The sequence below is a fragment of the Flavobacterium tyrosinilyticum genome, assembly GCF_023656565.1.
Taxonomy (GTDB): domain Bacteria; phylum Bacteroidota; class Bacteroidia; order Flavobacteriales; family Flavobacteriaceae; genus Flavobacterium; species Flavobacterium tyrosinilyticum.
The window spans coordinates 497,982-522,697 of record NZ_JAMOKG010000003.1 but is presented as its reverse complement, the minus strand read 5'-3'; the positions used below and the strand labels follow the sequence as shown (position 1 = coordinate 522,697).

The window sequence follows — 24,716 nt, the reverse complement described above, 5'->3', positions numbered from 1 at the left end:
ATATAATTAAAGCTTTTTTAAAAGGAGTAGCCAAGAGTTAAAAGCCAGTTAGAAGGTGCTCCAGGGAACAAACGGATATAATCATACCCTCCAACCCAATAGGTTTTGTTTAGAATATTATTCGCGTTCAGCTGAATTTTGAACTTATTGATATTGTAATAAAAAGCAGCATTAAACAAGGTATATCCAGGAAGAGTTTCTGTAGTAGTCTGGCTCATGGTTCGTGTTGTCGCAAAATTAGATCCCATTGCAATTCCAAAATCTTTTAAAGCGCCATTTGTAAAATTATAACGAGTCCAAATATTACCCTGCTGCCTTGGAGTATTTGCTTTTTGTCTTCCAACTTCAACTTCAATCGGGCTTTCTGTAATAAAAGCTTCATTATAACTATAAGCGGCAGAAATACTCCAATTGCGCGTAATATTTCCATTCAAATCAATTTCGATACCTTTAGATTCCTCTTCACCAATCGATCTCATTAAATCGGGATTTGACGGATCATTAGCAGGATATAACGTGTTTTTTTGCTGTATTTTGAATAACGCAACAGTCACAAAAAGTTTTTCTTTGAACCAAGATGATTTCCCTCCAAATTCAACCATATTGCTTTCTAACGGATTAAATGGACCTCCCGAATTTGGATTTGCCAGCGTAGATGCCGTTTGAGGATTGTAACCCTGAACATAAGTTCCGTATAAGTTGATGTTTGGATTAAGTGTATAAGTAAGACCAAAGCGAGGTAAAAACGAATGCTGTTTTACTTTTGTTTCTGTGGCTTTTTTGTAATTTACTTTATCTGAATATTCGTCATAACGGATACCAATTAAAGCCTGAAAAGCACCAAATTTAATATGGTCTTGAATATAAACGCCATACAATGAATAATAGGTTGGATCAACTTGGCGCGCTACATAAAAATATTTGCTCATATCTTTTAATTGCTGCGATGCAAATGGATTAGTCAAATCAAAATGAGCTACGTTGGGCACTGGATTTCCTTTAGAATCCAATAAATAATTCGCTTTATTTGCAGGATTATAAGTCGCGATAAAGCCATTATTGGCAGCATTTCTGTAACCGCTTGCCGTTAATTGCGATCCACCTGCGGGAACTTCCTCCTGAGCATAATCAAAACCAGCAATTAAATTATGGTCTAAAGCACCTGTTTTGGCCTCATATTTAAAGAAAGTAGAAAGATTATCAATGTAGCGTTTGCGTTTACGCTGAAAAACCTGCATTTCAATTGCGGTTGGAATTGTCGATCCGTCTCCAGCAGAAGCATATTTATTGGCACCTCGGTGCTCTAAGAGATCCTCATTATAGCCCGTTCTGATGTAAGATCCTGAAAACGATAATCGATCTGAAAACTTGTGATTTAAAGAGGTCGTAACGATATAGGTTTCCTCTTTTAAATAATCATTTGTTGAGTTTAATGAATTTGAAGTTTTTGTAGAATAGAGGTTGTCTTCGTAAGTAGACTGCCCACGGTCTAGATTTCCATTGGAACTGCTGTAGATCAAATCAAAATTTACGCTCGTTTTATCATTCGGAAGAAAAGAAAGGGAAGGAGCTACAACAATATTTTTGTCATATTGCAAATCCCTGAATGAGTTGGCATTTTCGTAACCTAAATTCAAACGGTATAAAAGCGATTTATCTTCGGTTAAAGGCCCTGTAAAATCAGCTAAAGCTCTTAAAGTATTAAAACTTCCGGTAGAAAAACTCACGCTATTTGCTGCCTGATCTAATGGCTTTTTAGTCACACGATTTAAAACCCCTCCAGGAGAAGCATTTCCAAACAAAGCAGATGATGGTCCTTTTAAAACTTCAACACGCTCCAGATAATTTGCTAGAGGCTGTTTCCAAAACCCTGTAGAGGTTCTCATACCATTTAGCAATTGCGTATTGCTTCCTCCGTTTATTCTAAAGCCTCGAATGGAGATATCGTCGTAAAAAGTAAACTGGCTTACCCCGCTGAAATTTTTTACCACTTCGCCAACACGAATTGCGCCTTGATCTGCTATTAATTCTTTGGTAGCGTAAGAAACGGCCTGAGGTAAGTCCTTTAAAGCGATTTCTGTTTTAGCGCCAATAAAAGATTTTGTATTTCGATAAGATTTTTCTTTTCGTCCTGTAATCTCTACAGTCTGCAACGTATTGATGTTTTCTTTTAAAGTAATGGAAATATCAATATTTTCATTTTCATGTAGTTCAACATTTTTTTCTTCAATTATAAATCCCATTGCAGAGATAGATACAATATAGTTTCCAGAAGCAAGATTGGTAATTTCAAAATTTCCCTTGTCATCAGAAATAGTATTTTTTTTAAGGCTTTTTATAGATATAGAAGCATAAGAGACAGCTTCGTTATTTTCGGAAACAATTTTTCCAGTAATTGTAGCATTTTGTGCCAAACCAATATTTATAAAGGCAAGCAGTAATAATAATGAGAAATTTAATTTCATGGCGGTTATTTATATTTAGGTTGCAAATCTAATATTATTTAGACTAAATACAAATAACATTCTTTGGCATAAATTTTTAAATAGTAAATTCACTATTTGTAATCCGATTTTTTAGTAACTCTATTTTTTTATTTTTATCCTACTTAAAACAAAGGGTATTAATTAAATTGATCTTTCTTTTAAGGTTTAATTGTTTTATTTTCAGTATTTAAGGTGGTTTATGATGTAGAGAAACCTTATTTTTTATTTTAATAATCAAAGAAATAATTTCGACAATTTTTAAAATGAAAATCTTAAAACAAAGACCAAAAGTAGTTACCTTTTAGTAACTGAATTTTAATAAAGCATTTACCATCTTACTTTAAAAAAAGTCATTTTTTGAATGTCTGCTTTAATTTTAATATACAGAAAGTATAACATAAGGATGCCAGTTATTTTTTTTTTGATAGTGTCAAGTCCGTTAGGGTTAATCTTTTTATTGCGTAGAAATATTGCGCGAAATTAGCTTACTCAATCATTTCTGTAAAGATTTACAGTATATTTGATTGTTCAATAAATTATTAAAAACAGGTAATATATATGTTTGAGCTGGATAGGGAAAAATATTTAGGTAGTACTAAAAATATATTTAATACGAATCAAGGCATATCCGTTGTTGAAACAGAGTATAATAATAAAGTTTATGAGGGATGGCACTCTCATAATAATGCACACATAACGCTATTCTTAAAAGGAGGAACAACTGAGAAAAGAAAACACTTTACTGAAACTGTTGGTTCTGGTTCTTTGTTATTTTACCACAGCGATGAACTGCATTTGAACCAAAAAACGATTTTTCCTTCAAAAAATATTAATTTAGAAATCGAAGAAAATCTTTTCAAAGATCTTGAGATTAATGAAGCTGTGATTGAAAAATCGATTCAGAACAGTGCATTAGCCAAATTTTTGATTCTGAAAATTTTTAAAGAAACCCAGGCTCCTGATCCGTTTTCCAGTGATACGATTAAAATGCTGTTTGCCCAATTATCCAATGCTAATGAGCATTTGGAGCGATTTGAAAAAAGTCCGTTTTGGGTAAAAAGTTTAAATGAACTGCTGAACGACTGCTGGAATGAAAACCCAAACTTACAGGATCTGGCACAAGTTTTACAATTAAACCCAATTACGATCTCAAAACATTTTCCTAAATATTTTGGCTGTACTTTAGGCGAATACATGCGTCGAATTAAAATTAATCGTTCGCTATCGCTGGTACAATCCAACGAAATTAATCTAACCGAAATTGCGTTTGAATGCGGATTTGCAGATCAAAGCCATTTTATAAGAACTTTTAAAGCGCAAACCGGATTTTTGCCTAAACAATTTCAAAAATTATAATAGAGGCAAATTTCATTCTATTTTTTGTTTTTAATGCGGGATACTTTTGCCTCATCATTAATTATAAAATAAATCAAATGGAAACCCTTACCAGAAAACAAAAAATATTCAATTTTCCTGTAGTCAAAATTATTCTTGCTTTACTTACTTTCATGGCGGTTGTTATTATCGGTCAGCAGATTGCAGTAAAATTACTATCCTTAACATCGCTTGATAAAGACTACAGAAACCTTTTAAAAGGTCTTTTTGTTTCTTCAGCATGCATTTGCAGCTATACTCTTTTCTTTAAGAAATACGATAAAAGAAGCATAACGGAATTTGCGGTAAAAGGACTTGTAAAAAATCTAACCATTGGGGTTCTGACTGGTTTTGTTTTGCAGTCGTTTACTATTTTAGTAATGTATCTTAACGGAAATTACAGCGTTTTAAAGATCAACCCTGTATCGTTTATCCTGATTCCTTTTGCCATAATGTTTACAGTTGCCATTATTGAAGAAATATTAGTGCGCGGTATTATATTTAGAATTGTAGAAGAAAAATTAGGGAGTTACATTTCCCTTACTATTTCTTCAGTGTTATTTGGCGTTTTTCACCTAGCAAATCCTCACGGCACATTAATTTCTGGAATATGTATCACAACTGCGGGTTTTATGCTGGGTGCTGCTTTTATTTACAGCCGTAATTTATGGATGCCGATTGCTTTACATTTTGCTTGGAATTTTACGCAGTCTGGTATTTATGGAGCCGTAACATCTGGAAATGAGAAAACAAGCAGTTTACTGGAAGCAAAGATACAAGGTCCAGAATTTATAACTGGAGGTGCATTTGGCCCAGAAGGATCAATTCAGGCAATACTTTTCTGTGCGCTTGCAACCGTCTTATTGCTGATTTTATGCCAGAAAAACGGAAAAATAATAAAGCCTTATTGGAAAAGGTATTAGAAATTTGAAAAACTATGGGCAGCAGCTTGAATGGGAAGTGTTAACGACTTTCTTTTAAAATACCTACCTAATTATAAAAACAATAATTTAATACGGGTTATTGTTACCGCTAATTTATCATATCCTTTATGAATAAACTTATTTTATTATTTTTTACAGCTTTAATTAGCAGTATTCTGATTGTATTAAAGTAACATTTTTTTTAAATTCTAAACGGTACAGGAAAATCAAAAGGATTCATCCTCGTTAAATGATGCAGGCTCAGAATTATTTATAGTATTTGAAACTACAATAAATTATAGACCTCCAAAATCAAATGATTCTGGAGGTCTTTTTGAAATACTTTATTTTATCTCTTCTATAGATTTTACTTTGAAAGTTTACAGTCTTTATTCTGTTTTCATTTTTCTCTGAAATTCCTTTTCTACATCAATATATTGGTCATTAGAAACATCAAAAGTTACTTTTTTTATTGTACCGCCCGCGAAGGGGAATTTGTATCCATAGTTTTTGCTTACTGGATCACCAACATCATATCCGACAGCAAGTCCTTCGCCGCTATTTAATGAGTATCTATGCGGTTGCGTACGAAATGGCGCTTGCGCTACGACTTTATAATCTATATACAGTTTCATTGTTCCCAGACATTCTGCTTTTGGACTCATCTTTTCTTTTACAAATTCTACTCCAATGATATGCTTACCAGCTGGCATCGCATAGCTTAGTTTTTGCAAGGGATCTAACCCAAGGAAATTATATTCAAAATTTATTTTTTTATCTTTTAAGTATAATGAATAGCCCCCAAATCTTGATCCTTGCGATACAATAACTCCTTTTGCTTCTGATTTTAAATCTACTTCTGCAAAAATTTTAAATGAACGTCCAGTAGTTGATGCTGCATTTGCTTCTGGAACTGAATTGGTATTGGGATAGTAAGTATATTTACCGTCAGGAGGAACAGCAACATAATATTCAATTTTCACAAATTCAAGAATAGAAAGATCGTTGAGTGGCAGTACATTGTTTTTTTTAGCTTCGTCCATCCATAATTTTTTCATTTCTTTTACCTTTTCAGGATATTGGGAAGCTAAATCGTTTGACTGTGACCGATCGATATCGGTGTGGTATAGTTCCCATTTGTCTTTATCGAAATTACCTATATTAGACGGAAGTGGACCATGTACAGCAGTTGCTATCCAGCCCTCTTTCCATATCCCTCTTGTTCCTAACATCTCATAGTACTGGACTTTCTTTTGAGTGGGGGCATTGGCATCTTTAAAACTTGAGATCATAGAAACTCCAGCCAAAGGTGTTTGTTTTATTCCGTTGACATATTCAGGCATTTTGACACCACAAGCCTCTAAAATCGTAGGTACTATATCTGTTGAGTGATAATACTGGCTGCGCATTTCTCCGCGGGCTTTAATTCCTTTAGGCCAGCAGATAACTAGCGGGTCACAAGTTCCTCCGCTGTAGCCTGAATAGCGTTTATACATTTTATAAGGCGCCGAAAAAGCCATTGCCCATCCCGTAGGGTAATGATTATAGGAATCAACTGTTCCCAATTTATTAATTTTAGCGATATTATCTTTTACATCATCGGGATAGGAGTTAAAGAAGTAATTTTCATTTACTGATCCATTTGGACTTCCCTCACCGGAGGCACCGTTGTCTGCAGCATATAAAATTAGAGTATTTTCATATTGCCCTGATTCTTTTAAGTATTTAATTACTCGGCCAATCTGAGCATCGGTATATTCAGAATATCCTGCAAATACTTCGGCCATGTGAGAGAATAACTTTTTTTCTTCGGCTGAAAGTGTATTCCATGGGCGCACCATATCCTGCTCTGCGAAAGTTCCTTCGGGCATTGGGTTTTCAGGAGTCAGTTTTGTATCTTTCGGAAGGACACCTTTATCAATCATGCGTTTAAGCACCCAGTCCCTGTAGGCTTCATATCCATCATCAAATTTGCCTTTGTATTTATCAATATACTCTTTAGGGGCATGGTGAGGCGCGTGATTGGCTCCTGGGCAGTACCACATATACCAAGGTTTATCTGGACTTGCCTGTTTGGAGTCACTAATGTATTGGATAGCTTTATCTGCAAGATCTTTTGATAAGTGATATCCTTGGTCTGGTAAATAAGGCTGATCAATAGCATGGTTATCCTCTGTCAGCGCAGGATACCATTGGTTGGTTTCCCCGCCAATGAAACCGTAATAGCGATCAAATCCCTGTCCCAGAGGCCAATCTTTTTTAGAAGCGCCCATTCCAAAAGCGTCAACTGGTACGTTATGATTTTTGCCAATCCAGAATGTGGAGTAACCAGCATCACGAAGAATTGTGGCAATCGTGGCATTTGATTGTGGGATATGGCCACTGTAGCCAGGATATCCTGCTGCAGATTCAGCAATTGTTCCATAGCCGTTCTGATGATGGTTGCGCCCTGTAAGAAGTGTTGAGCGTGTAGGTGAGCAAACGGAAGTAGTATGCCACTGCGTATAGGTTAGCCCATCCGCTGCCAGCCCGTCTAAGACAGGCATATTTACCCGTCCTCCATACGGCGACCACGTAGCCTGACCTGTGTCATCATAGAGTATAAATAATACGTTTGGTGAATCTTTCGGAGCTTTAGAATAGAGAAAAGCATCCCAGTCTGGTTTTGAATCCCTGATATCTAGTTTGATATCACCTTTAAAATCTGCTGGCGGATTTTGCGCTATCGTTATTGCTGAAATACAGAGAATAAACAATAGAGGATAAATTGATTTTGCTTTCATAGGAGATAATTTAGCTATTAAAATTAATTAATCTCTAGAATCATATAGATTAAACGGACAGCCCTTTTGGTTGCATATTATAACATGCAACCAAGTTTTTTTAAAACATACTCAATTCTAGTTTTTGTAGGTTTTGACTTTGTTGCATTTTTTATTTTTTCAAAATGCTATGCGCCACAACTCTGCCATAAAAGCTAGAACTTGTGAAATAGCTTTAAAAACATTTTAAATTTTTATGGCATAAAGGACAGCAATTCTAGTTAGTTTCTTTTTGACTGTTTTCAATTGTCGTAATTTTTTTTAGTCTGATTTTGGCCAGTTAGTGGAGGATGTAATATTAAAATAAATTTACAACCATTAATTAATCATCTTTACTTTCTAAAATTTTTTATTTGAGGAAAAGCAAGGGAATAGTAGAGAAATAGTGTTTTAGATAAAATGAGCGTAGAAATAATTCTCGTTTTAGACCACAGCAATCAGGCTGTATATAAAAATAGGCTTAAAAATTGGAGTTATGCGGATGGATCATCTGATAGAAAACTGGAACTTTTTGGCGGTATACAACTATCATTTTTTGCAAACATTTATTTTTTGAACTTGTATGTTTTGTCAGAAATAAAAAAGACTTATTAAATAAAAAAAAATGTTAAGATGTTGGTTTTCAGTATATTTTGTATATTTTTGTTAGGCATTTAATTCTCTTAGTGTTTTTAAAAGTATAGGAATTGTTTTTTGGATGGCCTAGTTATTATGCGAGATACTTTTTATCGCTATAGTAGCATTGCAATTTTCTAAATAGTATAGAATTTAGCTGGCTGCAGATTTTCATTTAAAAGAATAAATGAGAATCACAATCTTAATTATCTTATTGTATAGATTAAGGTTGGAGAATATTCCTTTGTAAACTTTATTCTACGCCAATTTAACAAAAATAATTGCAATATTTTTTCCTTGCTTTTTTTTTAAGTATTTCTATTTTGAATCTGCTATAAGCCAAAACCTATAACAGCCTTACGATTAAAGCAGTGCGCTTTAATATTCTCTACCGCATTTTACACTCTGAAATTTAGTTTTTAAAGGCGTTTGTCCAAATTGGTATTAAATGCTGATTTATATTATCAACTTAACAAATCTATTATTCTGTTAAAAATTTTACGGAGCATTAGTTTTCGTAATATGGTTCCTGCGTCCTTAAATAAAATATAAAATATGAGAACAAAATTACTTTTCTTCGTCATTCTGTTAGTTACATGTTCAGGTTATGCACAGCAAGATGCGCAGTACACCCAGTATATGTACAATACAATAGCCATAAATCCTGCCTATGCAGGTTCCCGTGGAGTATTTAGCGTATTTGGCCTTTACCGCACCCAATGGGTTGGTCTTGATGGAGCGCCAGAGACCAGCAGCTTCTCAATCAATACGCCGATAAACAACAGCAGATTAGGCATCGGAGCTTCATTGGTCAATGACAAGATTGGCCCTACCAATGAAAACAACATCTCAGTCGATCTGTCTTACACCATTCAGACCTCTGCAGATTTTAAGCTTTCGTTTGGAATCAAAGGAACGGCAAACATCTTCAATTTGGATGTAAACAAACTAAATCCTGCAGATCAGGGCGATCCCCAGTTTCAGGATTTGAACAGCAAGTTCTCTCCAAACGTCGGAGCTGGAATCTACTGGCATTCCGACAAAGCATACATTGGCCTGTCAGTTCCAAACTTTATTGAAACAAACCGTTACGACGATAATGATGTTGCCATCTATAAAGACAGAATCAACTACTACCTAATTGGAGGCTACGTATTCGATCTTGACAAATACCAGTATATAAAATTCAAGCCCGCCATTCTAGCCAAAATGGTTCAGGGAGCGCCATTGCAGGTGGATGTTTCTGCGAATTTTATGTTCTATGATAAATTTATGATTGGCGCGGCCTACAGATGGAGCGCTTCTTTAAGCGCTATGGTCGGGTTCCAGATCACAGACGGACTTTATTTGGGCTATGGCTACGATCGGGAAACCACCAAATTGAACAACTACAATTCAGGTTCGCACGAGATCTTCCTGCGCTATGAATTCTTCTCCAACAAAGGCAAAATGACAACCCCTCGTTTCTTCTAAAAATAAGGCATCATGAAAAACTATACACTACTTTTCGCTGCAATCATAGGCGCTTTTTCATTCGGCAGCCATGCCCAGCAGGCAAAAATAAATGCTGCAGACAAAAAATATGACAGCTACGCTTATGTCGATGCAATAAAGACTTATGAAAAAGTTGCGGCCAAAGGCTACAGATCTGAAGACATGTTTAAAAAACTGGGAAATGCCTATTACTTCAATTCAGATTTCCAGAACGCGGCAAAATGGTACGGCGAACTGTTTGCCATGAATCCAAATCCCGAGCCGGAATACTATTTCAGATACGCGCAATCTTTAAAATCTGCTGGAGATATCGCCAAAGCCAACAGGCTTTTGGAAGAATTCAATGCCGTCTCAAAAAATGACAGCAGAGGAAAGCTCTACAGAGAAGACATAAACTATCTCGACCAGATAAAGGCAAATTCTGGGAGGTACCAGATAGAAGATGCGGGCATCAACAGCCAATACTCCGATTACGGGTCATTTGTGTACAATAATAAAATCTACTTTGCATCTGCGCGGGATACGGGAAATTTTGTGCAGCGCAAGCACAAATGGACAGGAGAATATTTCACCAATATCTATAATGCCGATCTGGATCCCGCAACGGGAACCGCATCAAAAGCGAATAAATTTAAATCGGCCATAAACACCAAATTTCACGAAGCTTCCCCTGTCTTCACCAAAGACGGAAAAACAGTCTATTTTACCAGAAACAACTATATTGGCGGCAAGAAAGGAAAGGACGAAAATAAAGTCACTTTAATCAAGCTTTACAGAGCCGAACTGGGAAAAGACGGCAAATGGACCAGCATTGCCGAGCTTCCATTCAACAGCAACAATTACAGCACAGCCCATCCGGCTTTGAGCCCAGACGAGAAAACGCTGTATTTTGCTTCCGATATGCCGGGATCTTTTGGAGAGTCAGATCTGTATAAAGTAACTATAAATCCAAATGGCGGGTTTGGCCCTCCGCAAAATCTCGGAAATGCGGTTAATACGGAAGGAAAAGAAACCTATCCCTACGTTACCAGCGAAAACGAGATTTATTTTGCTTCTGACGGGCATCCGGGTCTGGGAGGATTGGATGTTTTTGTGGCCAATATTGACAATAGCGGAAAAGTGGGCAACATTCAGAATGTCGGGGCAGATGTCAATTCTCCAAAAGATGATTTCGCGTACATTATTGATCCTGAAACCAGAAGAGGATTTTTCACTTCCAACAGAGATGGCGGACAGGGCTCTGATGATATCTACAGGTTCCTAGAAACCAGAAGGCTCAAATGCATCCAGCAGCTGTACGGAATAATATCGGATGCAGAAACGGGGCTTGCGCTTCCGAGAGCAAAAGTCACTCTGTATGATGATCAGATGAATCTTAAAAACTCTGCCGCTGCAGACGGTTCCGGAATGTACGCCTTTGATGTGGAATGCGGAAAAACCTATTTCGTAAGAGCTGAAAAGCCAGAATTCGCTACAAAAGAAGTAAACATAACCATAGACAAAACAAGCGGCAAGACCAACCTTCCGATTGCACTGGAAAAATCAACCTGTAAGGTTACCGTGGGCGATGATTTGGGAAAATGCTTCGGAATCAAAATGATCTACTTTGATTTGGACAAGTCTAACATTAGAACAGAAGCGGCGCTGGATCTGGAAAAAATACTCGTGGTCTTAAACGACAATCCAAGCATGAAGCTGGATATCCGCTCGCACACAGACAGCAGGGCATCGCACCAGTACAACGAAGCGTTATCTGACCGTCGAGCCAAATCGACCATCCAGTGGCTGATTAAAAACGGAATAGCGCCTAACCGACTAACCGGAAAAGGATATGGCGAAACAGAATTGGTAAATAAATGCGCAGACGGCGTGCCATGCACTGAAGCAGAACATCAGGCCAACAGACGAAGCGAATTTATTATTACGGCTTTATAACCTAAAAAAACAGATAAACAAAAAAAGCTGCTATCATTAAAATTTACAGATAATGTAGTCAGCATCAAACATTCTTAAAATTCTAAACAGTGTTTTAACTTTCATTAAATAAAATGCAGTTTGTCACATTTGCTAAATTAAAAAATTGTCTTATTCTGTTAGTTTTAAAATGTTTAGAGGCTTAATTGTATTCAATATTAACTGAATTTTGCACGCCCTTTCTTCAAAGGAATTTAGAAAATTAAACAAACAAATGCGACCAGACTTTTTAAAGCCTAATGATGGCTTACGAACATTTAGGGAATATTTGTTTAATAAAAAAGATATTTTATGAGAACAAAAATTATTTTAATTCTAACATTGTTGATCTTGCCTTTTATTACTAATAAGGTTTTTGCACAAACTGTTTCTGGCGTGCCAAGCAATACTGGCTGTCAGAACAGCGGAATTGTTACAGCAAGCAGCACAGGTTTAGGAACAACACCTCAATATCAGCTATTAAGAGCGGGTGTGGTTGTTTCTCCAGTTCCAGGAGATATAACTCAGTTTACAAATGACCCTGTATTTACAGGGTTAAGCTCTGGAACGTATGTCGTAAACGGAAGAGCTACATCTGGAGGATCTGTTTTTTCCAGTAGTAACATTACTGTTACTGATGGGTATACTTCAATGATTGTAAGTACACCAACAAAAGTTGCTAATTGTGTTGGTGGCACCGCACAATTAATATCCACCATAACAAACGGAAAAGCACCTTTTACTTATACTATTGCTACCCAAGCGGCGCCGGGAACTATATTACAAAACAGTGGGCCTATTTCAGCTAATACTTTTACTTTTAATGGTCTTACAGCGAATAGTTATATTGTAAGTGTTACAGATTCCTGCGGTCAAACTGTAACAGGAGCAACTTCTATTACTAATCCTACCTTAACTCTAAATGATATTAAATTAGGTTATGTTGTTTATCCAGGTTATTCAACTGCTTATAATTGTAATACGGGATTATACGCATTTAATTCAGCAAGTTTTCGATACGTTTCTACCAGTACCGTTCTTTCTGCAGCAGATGCAGCCAATTTTACATGGAAAATTAAATATCAGGGGCAATTATATGGACAAGATATAACAGGAGATGGTTTAAGTGATGTGGGAGGAGCAGGATATTATCCTTTGCAAGATAAAATTCCTATGCCTGCTATTGCTACTAGAGATGGTATAATTGCCGATCTTGCTAATATGAGAGCAGTTTTGATTGATAATTGCGGTAATACAAAAGAGTTTCCGTTTAGTATTTCTTATAACGCAATTGCTACTAGTAACTGTGGAGGAAATGGTCAACTACGTATAGGCCCTTCTTCACTAGCATGTCTTCCGATTAATGCAACTTTTACAAATATTGCCAACTCTGCTGATGTGATTCAAAAAACATTAACTGCTAATGTTAATATTTATACAGGTTTTACTGCTGGGGCAACATATCATATCACATACGTAGATGCAGGAGGAAATACAACAGGTGATTTTAATTTGCCTGTTTCACAAAATATAACAATTCCTGCAGTCCCTACTATAACACTAGCACAATATGCTTCGTCGCCAAGTTATAATTATTTAAATTACGGTTCAATTGGAGTAAATATAAGCCCTTATCAAACAGGAGATGTAGTAAGTTTTGTCGTAACAGCATCAAATAATCCTCTGGTTCCAATTGGGTATAGCGAAACTACTACTGTTGATAGTGGAGGATATGCTAATATTCATAAAGTAAATGCTACAGATCCTGCAGGTAATTGGCCTAAAGGTAATTACACTTTAGAATTTACTACTCCTTGTGGTGTAAAAAGTATTAATATAGCTATAGCAGGATTTAATCCTGTTATATCAAATAATGGTAATTCTACATCACCAGTTTGCGGAGGATTTAATTACGCTATGATAGGAACATTTGATAGTCCTACTTCTTATCAAGTAGTTATAGTTTCAGGACCTTCAAATGTAGGACAGACAAGAGATATGGCTAATTCAACTTCTTCACTTCCTTTTAATGGTTTGGGTTATGGAACTTATGTTTTTGGACTTCGAGTTAAAGGAGGAGGCACAATTTTACTTAGTGAAACCATCACGTATGATGCTAATAATGCCATTACAGTAGACAAAACTAACACAGGAGGATATGTCTGCGCTTCAGGCGCGACAAATGGAGTTTTAACTATTACAGCAGTATCAAATTCCCCAGCACCAAGTAATGTATTAGAATATGCTCTGAGTACAGATGGAGGTATAAATTATAGTACTTACCAAAGCGGCAACACTTTTAGTGGACTTACTGATGCAACTTATTATTTCAGAATTAAAGATGGCTGCGGAAATGTAATTACACAATCGGCTCAGATTGGAGTAGCCGCTGCACCAGATGCCACTGCAAATGGTCTTAATACCCCTGCAGTGATCTGTGATATGACTTCAGGAACAGTACAGCTGGATGTTGATATATTTGGAGCACTCTCTTACTTATGGACAGGTCCAGGGATAAATGCTTCTAATCAAAACCTTAAAGATCCTTTGGTGAACTATTCAGATCTTAGTGTTGGAGCTAATAATTATACTTGTACAGTTACTCTAGGTGCTCCTTGTAATAGCAGTACAGTTTCTAATTTAACTATTAATGTCAATGCACGTCCGACAGTTGTAATCACAAATCCATCACCAGTCTGTAGTCCAGGTACTATTGATATTACATCACCTGCAATTACAGCCGGAAGCGCTTCTGGATTAACTTATACTTATTTTTCAGATGAGCAGGCTTCAATTCCCGTTACAGATCCTACAGCGATTACAGTAAAGGATACCTATTATATAAAAGGAACGGACGTTAATGGGTGTTTTACTATTTTGCCCGTTGATGTAACCATTAATGACCTTCCAACTGCCGTAATTGGTTACCTCACAACTTCCTTCTGTCAGAGCGGAACCGCAGTTCCTGAAGAACTAGAAACATCAGGTGGAATCTATACTTCTGATCCTGGATTAATAATTGATGCTAACACGGGAGAAATAAATTTGGCAGCTTCTACAATAGGAATCCATACCATTACTTATAGTTTCGATGATGGAAGTTGTTCTAATAGTATTACTTTAGATATTACCATTAATGCACTTCCTACAGCTTCAGTAAGTTATCCAAGCGGAACTTACTGCAATAGAGGAACGGTATCTTCTGTAGAGACAGGGACAACAAATGGCCTTTATAGTGCAGATCCTGGATTAAGTATTGATGAAGCAACGGGTCAAATAGATCTCGCTTCTTCTACACCAGGAACTTATACGGTAACTTATGCTTTTAATAACGGAACATGTTCAGATACTGTCTCAACAACTATTACTATTACCCCTACAACACTTCCATCTCCTCTGGCAGATATAACAGGTCAGTGTGATGCAACAGCTGCAGCGCCAACCCTTACAGATCCATGTGCTGGAACTATTACAGCAACAACTCCAACTGTTTTTCCAATCACAACTCAAGGAACTACTGTTGTAACCTGGACATTTGATTATGGAAACGGATATACCCAGACAGTAAACCAGAATGTAATTATTAAAGATACATTTTCGCCAGTGATGCCAATATTAGCAGATGTAATAGGACAGTGTGATGCAACACCGACTGCGCCAATAGCAAATGATGCCTGTACAGGTGCGATTACAGGAGTAACAACAAACGTATTTCCAATTACGGCAAAAGGGACTACGGTTGTTTTGTGGACATTTGATGATGGTAACGGCAATATTTCATTTGCAAATCAAAATGTTATTATAACAGATACTACTGCACCAACTGCACCAGTATTAGCAGATCTAACAGGAGAATGTTCAGTGACACCAACAGCGCCAACTACGACAGATAATTGTGACAGTGGCGTAATTACAGGAACCACAACAACAGTTTTTCCAATTACAGTTCAGGGAACAACAGTGGTAACATGGAGTTTTACAGATAGTTCAGGAAATACTGCAACAGCAGACCAAAATATAATTATAGATGATGTAACACCGCCTGCAGTGCCGGTATTGGCAGATGTAACAGCAGAATGTTCTGCAACACCGACAGCACCGACAACAACAGATGCGTGCGCAGGAATAATTACAGGAACGACAACAACAGTTTTCCCAATTACAGTTCAGGGGACAACAGTGGTAACATGGAGTTTTGATGACGGAAACGGAAATATTTCGACAGCAGACCAGAATATAATTCTGGATGATATAACGCCTCCAGTTATGCCAGTTCTGGCAGATGTAACGGGAGAATGTTCTGTAATGCCTACAGCACCTACAACGACAGATGCGTGCGCAGGAACAATTACAGGAACTTCAACAACAGTTTTTCCAATCACAGCGCAGGGCACAACAGTGGTAACATGGAGTTTTGATGACGGCAACGGAAATATTTCAACAGCAAATCAAAATGTAATCGTTGATGATGTAACACCGCCTGTGGTGCCAGTATTAGCAGATGCAACGGGAGAATGTTCTGCAACACCAGCCGTTCCAACAGCTTTAGATGCCTGTGCAGGAACAATCACAGGAACGACAATTACTGCTTTTCCGATAACTACTCAGGGAACAACAATAGTAACATGGAGTTTTGATGACGGAAATGGAAATATTTCAACAGCAAATCAAAATGTAATCATTGATGATGTAACGCCTCCAGTCGTGCCTATTCTGGCAGATGTAACAGCAGAATGTTCTGCAACACCAGCCGTTCCAACAGCTTTAGACGCCTGTGCAGGAACAATCACAGGAACTACAATGACTGCTTTCCCGATAACTACTCAGGGAACAACAATAGTAACATGGACTTTTGATGACGGCAACGGAAACATTTCAACAGCAGACCAGAATGTAATTATTGATGATGTAACACCGCCTGTTGTGCCGGTATTGGCTGATATAACAGGGCAGTGCAATGTAACTCCGATTGCTCCGACAACCACAGATGCCTGTGCAGGAATAATTACAGGAAGTACATTAACAGCTTTTCCAATAACTGCGGCAGGAACCACAATTATTACATGGACATTTAATGATGGGAATGGAAATAGTGTGACAGCAAATCAGAATGTAATTATCAGCCAGATAGCTTTGGCAGGAGCTGAAACTGCAGCATGTTCCTCAACGCAGCTGGGATATAATATTACTTTATCAGTAACAGGCCAGGGTCCGTTTACAGTTACAGGAACAGGAGCGCCAGGAATCTGGACAGGAAACAGCTGGACATCTGGACTAATAAATTCAGGAACCAATTATAATGTAAACATTCAAGATTCAAGTGCCTGTAATACAGTAAGTGTAAATGGAATTTCACCAAACTGCTGCAGCTTCAACGTTATTTGTCCTACTTTCCAGCCCATGACAGTGCAATGTTACGATGAACTTCCTTCGGCAGTAAGTTTAACAGAAGCGCAGTTCGAAGCTTTAGGAAACGGCGACGGACGTATTGCTGACAACCGATGTGGTGTGGTTGAAATTACAGCATCAAACAGTGCCGACCAAGGGTGTAATTCTAATATAACAAGAACCTATACTATAACAGAATATGCAGATCCAAATAATAACGGAGTTCGCGATGCTGGCGAAAATACAGTTTTAGATACGGCAACTTGTATACAATCTATATTAATTAGGGATACAACAGCACCAGTATTTGCAGAAACACTTCCTGACGCTATAATAACTGCGGATTGCGACACTATACCTCCAGCACAGATTTTCACAGCTACTGATAACTGCAGCAATGCATCAGTTCTTTACAATGAACAGAGAATTGATGGTGACTGCGCCAGCAGATATTCCCTTATCAGAACCTGGACGGCATCTGACCAGTGCGGTAATGAGAATTCATTTGTACAGACCATAAACGTATCCTGTGTCGAAGAGGTTTATAATGCTGTATCAGCAAACGGTGACGGATTAAATGATAGTTTCTTTATTAAAGGAATAGACTGTTATCCTGACAATACTGTAAAAATCTACAACAGATACGGGGTTATTGTCTACGAAAAGAACGGCTACGACAACGTAACAAATCCTTTTCAGGGATTCTCAGACGGACGTTCTACAATTGCAAGAGGAAATAAACTTCCTACAGGAACTTACTTCTATACCTTAGAATATGACAGCAATGGAAGAAGAATAGAAAAAGCGGGATATCTATATGTAAGCAACCAGTAATTTTATGGATGATTACTGATTGAAAAACATTATTTAACTAACAATTAAAAGACAGCTGTACTTTAACAGCTGTTTTTTTTTATGCTTTCCCTACAGTTTTTTGACATTCTTAAAGAAGACTAAAAAAATACCCTATACTACAAGTTTAAAAACTTTTACTGGCATTTATAGTTTTAATTACAAAAGAACTTTGGTGTTTCATAATAAAATATTAATGACTGTTGTATTTGTTTGATTATCAGTTTTTTTTAAAATAATGATAATTAAAATGCATGCATGATTTGAGACTTTATTTTGAAAAAAAAAAAAAGTAATCGATAATTTAAATGCTATGAAAAATAAATTACTTCCTCTACTATTTGTATTAGGTAGTTATTCTGCTTATTCGCAAGTCGTAATAGGTAAAAAAGAAGTAAACCCTTCTGCTCAGTTAGAAGTTTATTCAAACGACAAAGGGCTTTTAATTCCTCAAATCCCATTAACGGGAAGTACAGATCGTACAACAATTACAAATGGTAATGTAAACAGCTTATTTGTTTTTAATACTGCAACTGTTGCAGATGTTACCCCAGGCTACTATTACTGGTATATTGACAGATGGTGCAGAATTGCACTCTCTAGTGAAATAGGCTCTGCAAAAGGTATTATCAACACGACTATTAATCCTGCAGGAGATCTTATTATTACGTATTCAGATGGAACTTCTGTTAATGCTGGTACAGTAAAAGGAGATCAGGGGCCACAGGGTCTATCAGGTAAAAATGGTGCAGACGGAAAAGGTATCGCTGGCACAGCTGTAGATGCAGATGGCAACCTTATTGTCACCTATACAGATGGGACTACTTCCAATTTAGGAGTGATAAAAGGGATTGACGGAAAAAATGGTGCAGACGGAAAAGGTATTGCGAGTACAACTGTTACTGCCACAGGAAATCTAATTATTACCTATACTGATGGTACAACTTCAGATTTAGGAAAGATAAAAGGCAGTGATGGGTTAAATGGAAAAGATTTTAAATATGAAGATTTTACGCCAGAACAGCTTGCAGCATTAAAAGGTGCAACAGGAGCAACAGGACTTCAGGGGCTTAAAGGAGACACTGGAGCAACAGGACTAAAAGGAGATACCGGAGCAACAGGACTTAAAGGGGAAACTGGGGCAACAGGACTTCAAGGAGACACAGGAGCAACTGGACTTAAAGGAGACACTGGAGCAACAGGACTTAAAGGGGAAACAGGAGCAACAGGACTTAAAGGAGACACAGGAGCAACAGGACTTAAAGGAGACACTGGAGCAACAGGACTTAAAGGAGATACCGGAGCAACAGGACTTAAAGGAGACACTGGGGCAACTGGACTTAAAGGAGACACTGGAGCAACAGGACTTAAAGGAGATACCGGAGCAACTGGACTTAAAGGAGATACTGGAGCAACTGGACTTAAAGGAGATACTGGAGCAACAGGACTTAAAGGAGACACAGGAGCAACTGGACTTAAAGGAGACACAGGGGCAACTGGACTTAAAGGAGACACAGGGGCAACTGGACTTAAAGGAGACACAGGGGCAACAGGACTTAAAGGAGACACTGGAGCAACTGGACTTAAAGGAGATACAGGAGCAACAGGACTTAAAGGGGACACAGGAGCAACAGGACTTAAAGGAGACACCGGAGCAACTGGACTTAAAGGAGATACAGGAGCAACTGGACTTAAAGGAGACACTGGAGCAACTGGAGCAAAAGGTGACCCTGCTACAATTACAAAAGGCAGCTTAATAGCAGGAAGTAGTGCTGTAACTGTTACTGGTAGCGGAAAAGTACTTGATAGTGATTTAACTATTGATATTAATAAAAAAAACCTTACAACAATAACTCCTGCTACAGTATTAAAAGTAGTCAATGGAACTGGTGCAACGCTTACTGATGTGCAGATTAATATGGTGCCAGCTGTTACCAAACCTGCGTATTTATTTACAGATTCTGGGGGAACGATTACTTGGTCACCAGATATGCCATGGGTATTAGGAGGAAATGATGCGGCTGATGGTCTTACAACGGAGAAAAAATTCGGATCAATAACTAATTATGATATTCCATTTATTACCAACAATATTGAAAAAATGAGGTTGACTAAAGGTGGATACTTAGGTATCGGTGGCGTGCCGACGTCAGGTCTTACTCTTATTAATGAAGGAAAAGCTGATGGATTTGATGATTTTAATATTAATGCTTTTACAACTGCAACAAGTCCTTTAATGGGGTTGAATAGAGCTCATGGGACAAGCGCTGGTAGCGCTACAAATCTTGTTAATGGAGATGTAATTGGTACCCTGACATGGAGAAGTTATCTAGGTAGTTTTAAGAATTCATCAACGATAACGGCATATTATTTAGGAGATGGTACTAATAATATATCTGATTTTAGGTTTAATATTTCTGGTGCAGAAGAGATGAGACTGACTGGAGTAGGAAGTAATGTTCCTTCTTTGAGACTTGGAGATGATTTAACCAATGCGAATAGTGTAAATGGTGCGCAAATTATACTTTCTAATGCATCTCTTCCTAGTATTGCCTTTTCACATATCGGTAGTCCTACATATTGGCGAGTAGGATATAATAACGCTAATACTGGATTCTGTGTTTATGAAGGAACTACTAATAGACTTGCAATTGTAAATGGTACAGGATATATGGGAATAGGTACCACGGCGCCAACTGAAAAACTTCATGTAGTTGGGAATATTAGAGCAACTGGATTTGTATCTGCAAATGGAACTATATTAACTTCTGATGCACGTTTCAAAATGAATGTTCAAGATATAGGCAATGCATTAGATATCGTTAAGAACTTGCGTGGAACAACTTATAATTTTGATACGCAGCAATTCCCTGACCGTGGTTTTGTTTCTACTAAACAATATGGTGTAATTGCTCAGGAAGTCGAAAAAATAGTGCCAGAGTTAGTAACAACTGCTAGCGATGGTTATAAAGGTGTAAATTATCAAGCTATGGTACCATTATTAATAGAAGCTGTTAAAGAGCAGCAAAAGCAAATTGAAGCAAAAGATGCTAAAATTAAAGAATTAGAAGAGCGAATGCTTAGAATAGAAAAATTACTAGAAAAATAATTAAAGTAATTAATTCAGAAAAAATCCCGATTGCATTATGCAGTCGGGATTTTTGTTTGGATAGAGAAAAATTTTTACTACAGCGAGTCCATTGCCAATTTTACTACAGCGGAATATTTAAAGTATACTTTTTATAATTTTTAGTTAAAAAATGTCTTAAAGTGTAATAATGAAAACTTTTAGTGGTAAGAAAAAAGCTATAATCAAAGAAACTTTGCCATTCAAAATAGAACTAAAAAGGCAAAACGACTTTAGTGAATACAAATGTTTATGGCAAAGTATATTCTGATTGTAAAGACAAGAATATTTTTCTTTCCTCTTGATTCATTGCAGCTTCTGTTGTCTAGCCAAATATTGAAATAATTTAATAACCCATTAATGATTAAATCATATGAAGAATAGATTACTTCCTTTACTATTTGTTTTAGGTAGTTATTCGACTTACTCACAGGTAGTTGTAGGTAAGAAAGAACCAACCAGTTATTCAGCTCAGCTGGAAGTTTTTGCTACAAACAAAGGTATTTTGATTCCGAGAGTTGCTTTGACAAGTTCGACAGACGCTACAACAATGTCAAATGGTAATATAGACAGTTTATTGGTTTTTAATACGGCCACCGGATCTGATATACAGCCAGGATATTACTATTGGTATATAAACAGATGGTGCAGAATTGCCGTTTCTGGAGAAGCTAATGGTATTGCTGGCGGTAATGGCGCTCCTGGTAAAAAAGGAGAACCAGGCTATCCAGGTGAAGGCGTAACTTTTTACACAGACAATTCAACAGGGAATGTTTATGTACAAAATCCTGATGGAACTTGGACTATAATTAATGGTAAAAACGGAATTGATGGTAGAAATGGAATCGATGGAGGAAATGGTTTACCAGGAACAAAAGGATTAGACGGTACAATCCAGATGTATATTGATTATACAACAGGAATTGTATATGTAAGAGATCCTAAAGATCCAAATAAATGGGTTCCTCTAAATTGTAAAGATGGTAAAGACGGAATTACAGGAGGAAAAGGAGAGCCAGGAGCACCAGGTACTCCTGCCATTGATAGCGGTATTAATATTTACGTTGATAACAATACAGGAATTGTTTATGTAAGAGATCCTGAAAATCCAGAAAAATGGATTCCAATAAATGGTAAAGACGGAAATAATGGTAAGGATGGAATTTCAGGTGGAAACGGTGTACCAGGAACACCTGGAACAGCAGGTATAGATGGAAAAATCCAGATGTATATTGATTATACAACAGGAATTGTATATGTAAGAGATCCTAAAGATCCAAATAAATGGGTGCCATTAAACGGTAAAGACGGAATTGATGGAGGAAAAGGAGAACCGGGAGCACCAGGTACACCTGCCATTGATAGCAGTATTAATATTTACGTTGATAACAATACAGGAATTGTTTATGTAAGAGATCCTAAAGATAAAAATAAATGGATTCCAATAAATGGTAAAGACGGAAATAATGGTAAGGATGGAATTATCGGTATTAAAGGTGATCCAGGTGATCCTGGAGTTGCAATCCCACAAGAGGCGACTATAATTGTTAATGATAAAGGAATTGTTTATATCCTACAACCAGGGTCTGAACCAAAAGAATGGATTCGATTAACTGGTGAAAAAGGCGATAAAGGCGATAAAGGTGATACGGGAGCAGCTGGAAAATCTGCATTTGAGATCTGGAAAGAACTTCCAGGTAAAGACGGAAAAACGATTACTGAATTCTTAGAAGGTCTTAAAGGAGACACTGGAGCAACTGGAGCAAAAGGAGCAACCGGAGCCACAGCATATGAAGAGTGGAAAGGAAAAGACGGCAATGACGGAAAAACATATCAAGAATTCTTAGACGGATTAAAAGGAGCTACCGGTACAGATGGTGCTCAGGGAGCAACAGGAGCATCTGCATATGAAATCTGGAAAGGAAAAGACGGCAATGACGGAAAAACTATCACAGAATTCTTAGAAGGTCTTAAAGGAGCTACCGGTACAGACGGAGCGCAGGGAGCAACCGGAGCCACAGCATATGAAGAGTGGAAAGGAAAAGATGGGAATGACGGAAAAACATATCAAGAATTCTTAGACGGATTAAAAGGAGCTACCGGTACAGACGGTGCGCAGGGAGCAACAGGAGCATCTGCATATGAAATCTGGAAAGGAAAAGACGGCAATGACGGAAAAACTATCACAGAATTCTTAGAAGGTCTTAAAGGAGCTACCGGTACAGACGGTGCGCAGGGAGCAACCGGAGCATCTGCATATGAAATCTGGAAAGGACTTCCTGGAAACGACGGAAAAACTATTACAGAATTCTTAGACGGATTAAAAGGAGCTACCGGTACTGATGGTGCGCAGGGAGCAACTGGTACAGACGGAGCGCAGGGAGCAACTGGAGCCTCAGCATATGAAATCTGGAAAGGACTTCCTGGAAACGACGGAAAAACAATTACAGAATTCTTAGACGGATTAAAAGGAGCTACCGGTACTGATGGTGCACAGGGAGCTACTGGTACTGATGGTGCGCAGGGAGCAACTGGAGCCTCAGCATATGAAATCTGGAAAGGACTTCCTGGAAACGACGGAAAAACAATTACAGAATTCCTAGACGGATTAAAAGGAGCTACCGGTACAGACGGAGCGCAGGGAGCAACTGGAGCCTCAGCATATGAAATCTGGAAAGGACTTCCTGGAAACGACGGAAAAACTATCACAGAATTCTTAGACGGATTAAAAGGAGCTACCGGTACTGATGGTGCGCAGGGAGCAACCGGAGCATCTGCATATGAAATCTGGAAAGGACTTCCTGGAAACGACGGAAAAACAATTACAGAATTCTTAGACGGATTAAAAGGAGCTACCGGTACAGACGGAGCACAGGGAGCAACTGGAGCCTCAGCATATGAAATCTGGAAAGGAAAAGACGGCAATGACGGAAAAACTATCACAGAATTCTTAGAAGGTCTTAAAGGAGACACTGGAGCAACTGGACTTAAAGGAGACACTGGAGCAACAGGACTTCAAGGGGAAACAGGAGCAACAGGACTTAAAGGAGACACTGGAGCAACAGGACTTCAAGGGGAAACAGGAGCAACTGGACTAAAAGGAGATACTGGAGCAACTGGACTTCAAGGAGAAACAGGAGCAACAGGACTAAAAGGAGATACTGGAGCAACTGGACTTCAAGGGGAAACAGGAGCAACTGGACTTAAAGGAGATACAGGAGCAACAGGACTTCAAGGAGAAACAGGAGCAACAGGACTTAAAGGAGATACTGGAGCTGATGGCTTAGGTGGTAAAACTACCGAAGGAGATCACATCAAGATTACAGGAACTGGTAAAGATGCAGACCCTTATGTTGTAAACGCATTACATGTTGAACAAACAGATGAATTTACAGCAACTGCAGGTCAAACTAGTTTTGCATTATCTGGAACACCAGCATTAACAGGTTATAATACATCTAAAGTAAAAATGTATATAAATGGTGTGCGTATAGATAAAGAAGCAATTTCTGTAAGTGGTTCTACCCTTTATTTTGACCCAGCAAAGAATGGTGGTTATGCACTTAAGGTAGATGATAATGTAATAATTGATTATTTTAAATAATAGTAAATTTTGAAATTACGCACTCTTACTTTTTAAGAGTGTGTAGTTTTAAATGACTGATTTTTAGATTTAGAAAAT

The 24,716-nt window shown here is 37.6% G+C and carries 9 protein-coding genes; 7 read left to right on the top strand and 2 right to left on the bottom strand.

The window, feature by feature from the left end; genetic code table 11:
* Nucleotides 1-17: 17 nt before the first annotated feature.
* Nucleotides 18-2,465 carry a TonB-dependent receptor gene (locus NCC77_RS16605; RefSeq protein ID WP_250836599.1) on the bottom strand — a complete coding sequence of 816 codons (2,448 nt, stop codon included), beginning with the start codon at nucleotides 2,463-2,465 and terminating at the stop codon, nucleotides 18-20.
* A gap of 579 nt (nucleotides 2,466-3,044) precedes the next feature.
* Here NCC77_RS16605 and NCC77_RS16600 point away from each other — a divergent pair.
* Together NCC77_RS16600 and NCC77_RS16595 are read left to right on the top strand one after the other, a co-directional pair.
* Nucleotides 3,045-3,842 carry a helix-turn-helix domain-containing protein gene (locus NCC77_RS16600; protein WP_250836598.1) on the top strand — a complete coding sequence of 266 codons (798 nt, stop codon included), beginning with the start codon at nucleotides 3,045-3,047 and terminating at the stop codon, nucleotides 3,840-3,842.
* A 77-nt stretch (nucleotides 3,843-3,919) separates the two neighbouring features.
* Nucleotides 3,920-4,783, top strand: coding sequence for a CPBP family intramembrane glutamic endopeptidase (locus tag NCC77_RS16595; protein ID WP_250836597.1), 864 nt, complete (start codon nucleotides 3,920-3,922; stop codon nucleotides 4,781-4,783).
* Between the two features lie 389 nt (nucleotides 4,784-5,172).
* Here NCC77_RS16595 and NCC77_RS16590 read toward each other — a convergent pair whose 3' ends face one another.
* The gene (locus tag NCC77_RS16590) at nucleotides 5,173-7,566 is read right to left on the bottom strand and encodes an arylsulfatase (protein WP_250836596.1); all 2,394 of its coding nucleotides are present in this window, start codon (nucleotides 7,564-7,566) and stop codon (nucleotides 5,173-5,175) included.
* A 1,209-nt stretch (nucleotides 7,567-8,775) separates the two neighbouring features.
* On the opposite strand from NCC77_RS16590, the gene NCC77_RS16585 reads away from it, so the two are divergent.
* The 5 genes from NCC77_RS16585 (at nucleotide 8,776) to NCC77_RS22980 (ending at nucleotide 24,638) form a co-directional block, all read left to right on the top strand.
* Complete coding sequence (locus NCC77_RS16585; protein WP_250836595.1) at nucleotides 8,776-9,693, top strand: PorP/SprF family type IX secretion system membrane protein; 918 nt, start codon at nucleotides 8,776-8,778, stop codon at nucleotides 9,691-9,693.
* A gap of 12 nt (nucleotides 9,694-9,705) precedes the next feature.
* Nucleotides 9,706-11,649 (top strand): OmpA family protein, encoded by a 1,944-nt coding sequence (locus NCC77_RS16580; RefSeq protein WP_250836594.1) that lies wholly within the window; start codon nucleotides 9,706-9,708, stop codon nucleotides 11,647-11,649.
* Nucleotides 11,650-11,979: 330 nt separating this feature from the next.
* Nucleotides 11,980-17,889: a T9SS type B sorting domain-containing protein gene (locus tag NCC77_RS16575; RefSeq protein WP_250836593.1), complete on the top strand. Its 5,910-nt coding sequence runs from the start codon at nucleotides 11,980-11,982 to the stop codon at nucleotides 17,887-17,889.
* Between the two features lie 331 nt (nucleotides 17,890-18,220).
* The gene (locus NCC77_RS22985; RefSeq protein ID WP_284705093.1) at nucleotides 18,221-21,016 is read left to right on the top strand and encodes a tail fiber domain-containing protein; all 2,796 of its coding nucleotides are present in this window, start codon (nucleotides 18,221-18,223) and stop codon (nucleotides 21,014-21,016) included.
* A 391-nt stretch (nucleotides 21,017-21,407) separates the two neighbouring features.
* On the top strand, nucleotides 21,408-24,638 hold the full coding sequence (locus NCC77_RS22980; RefSeq protein WP_284705092.1) for a phage tail-like protein: 3,231 nt from the start codon (nucleotides 21,408-21,410) through the stop codon (nucleotides 24,636-24,638).
* The last annotated feature ends 78 nt before the right edge of the window (nucleotides 24,639-24,716 follow it).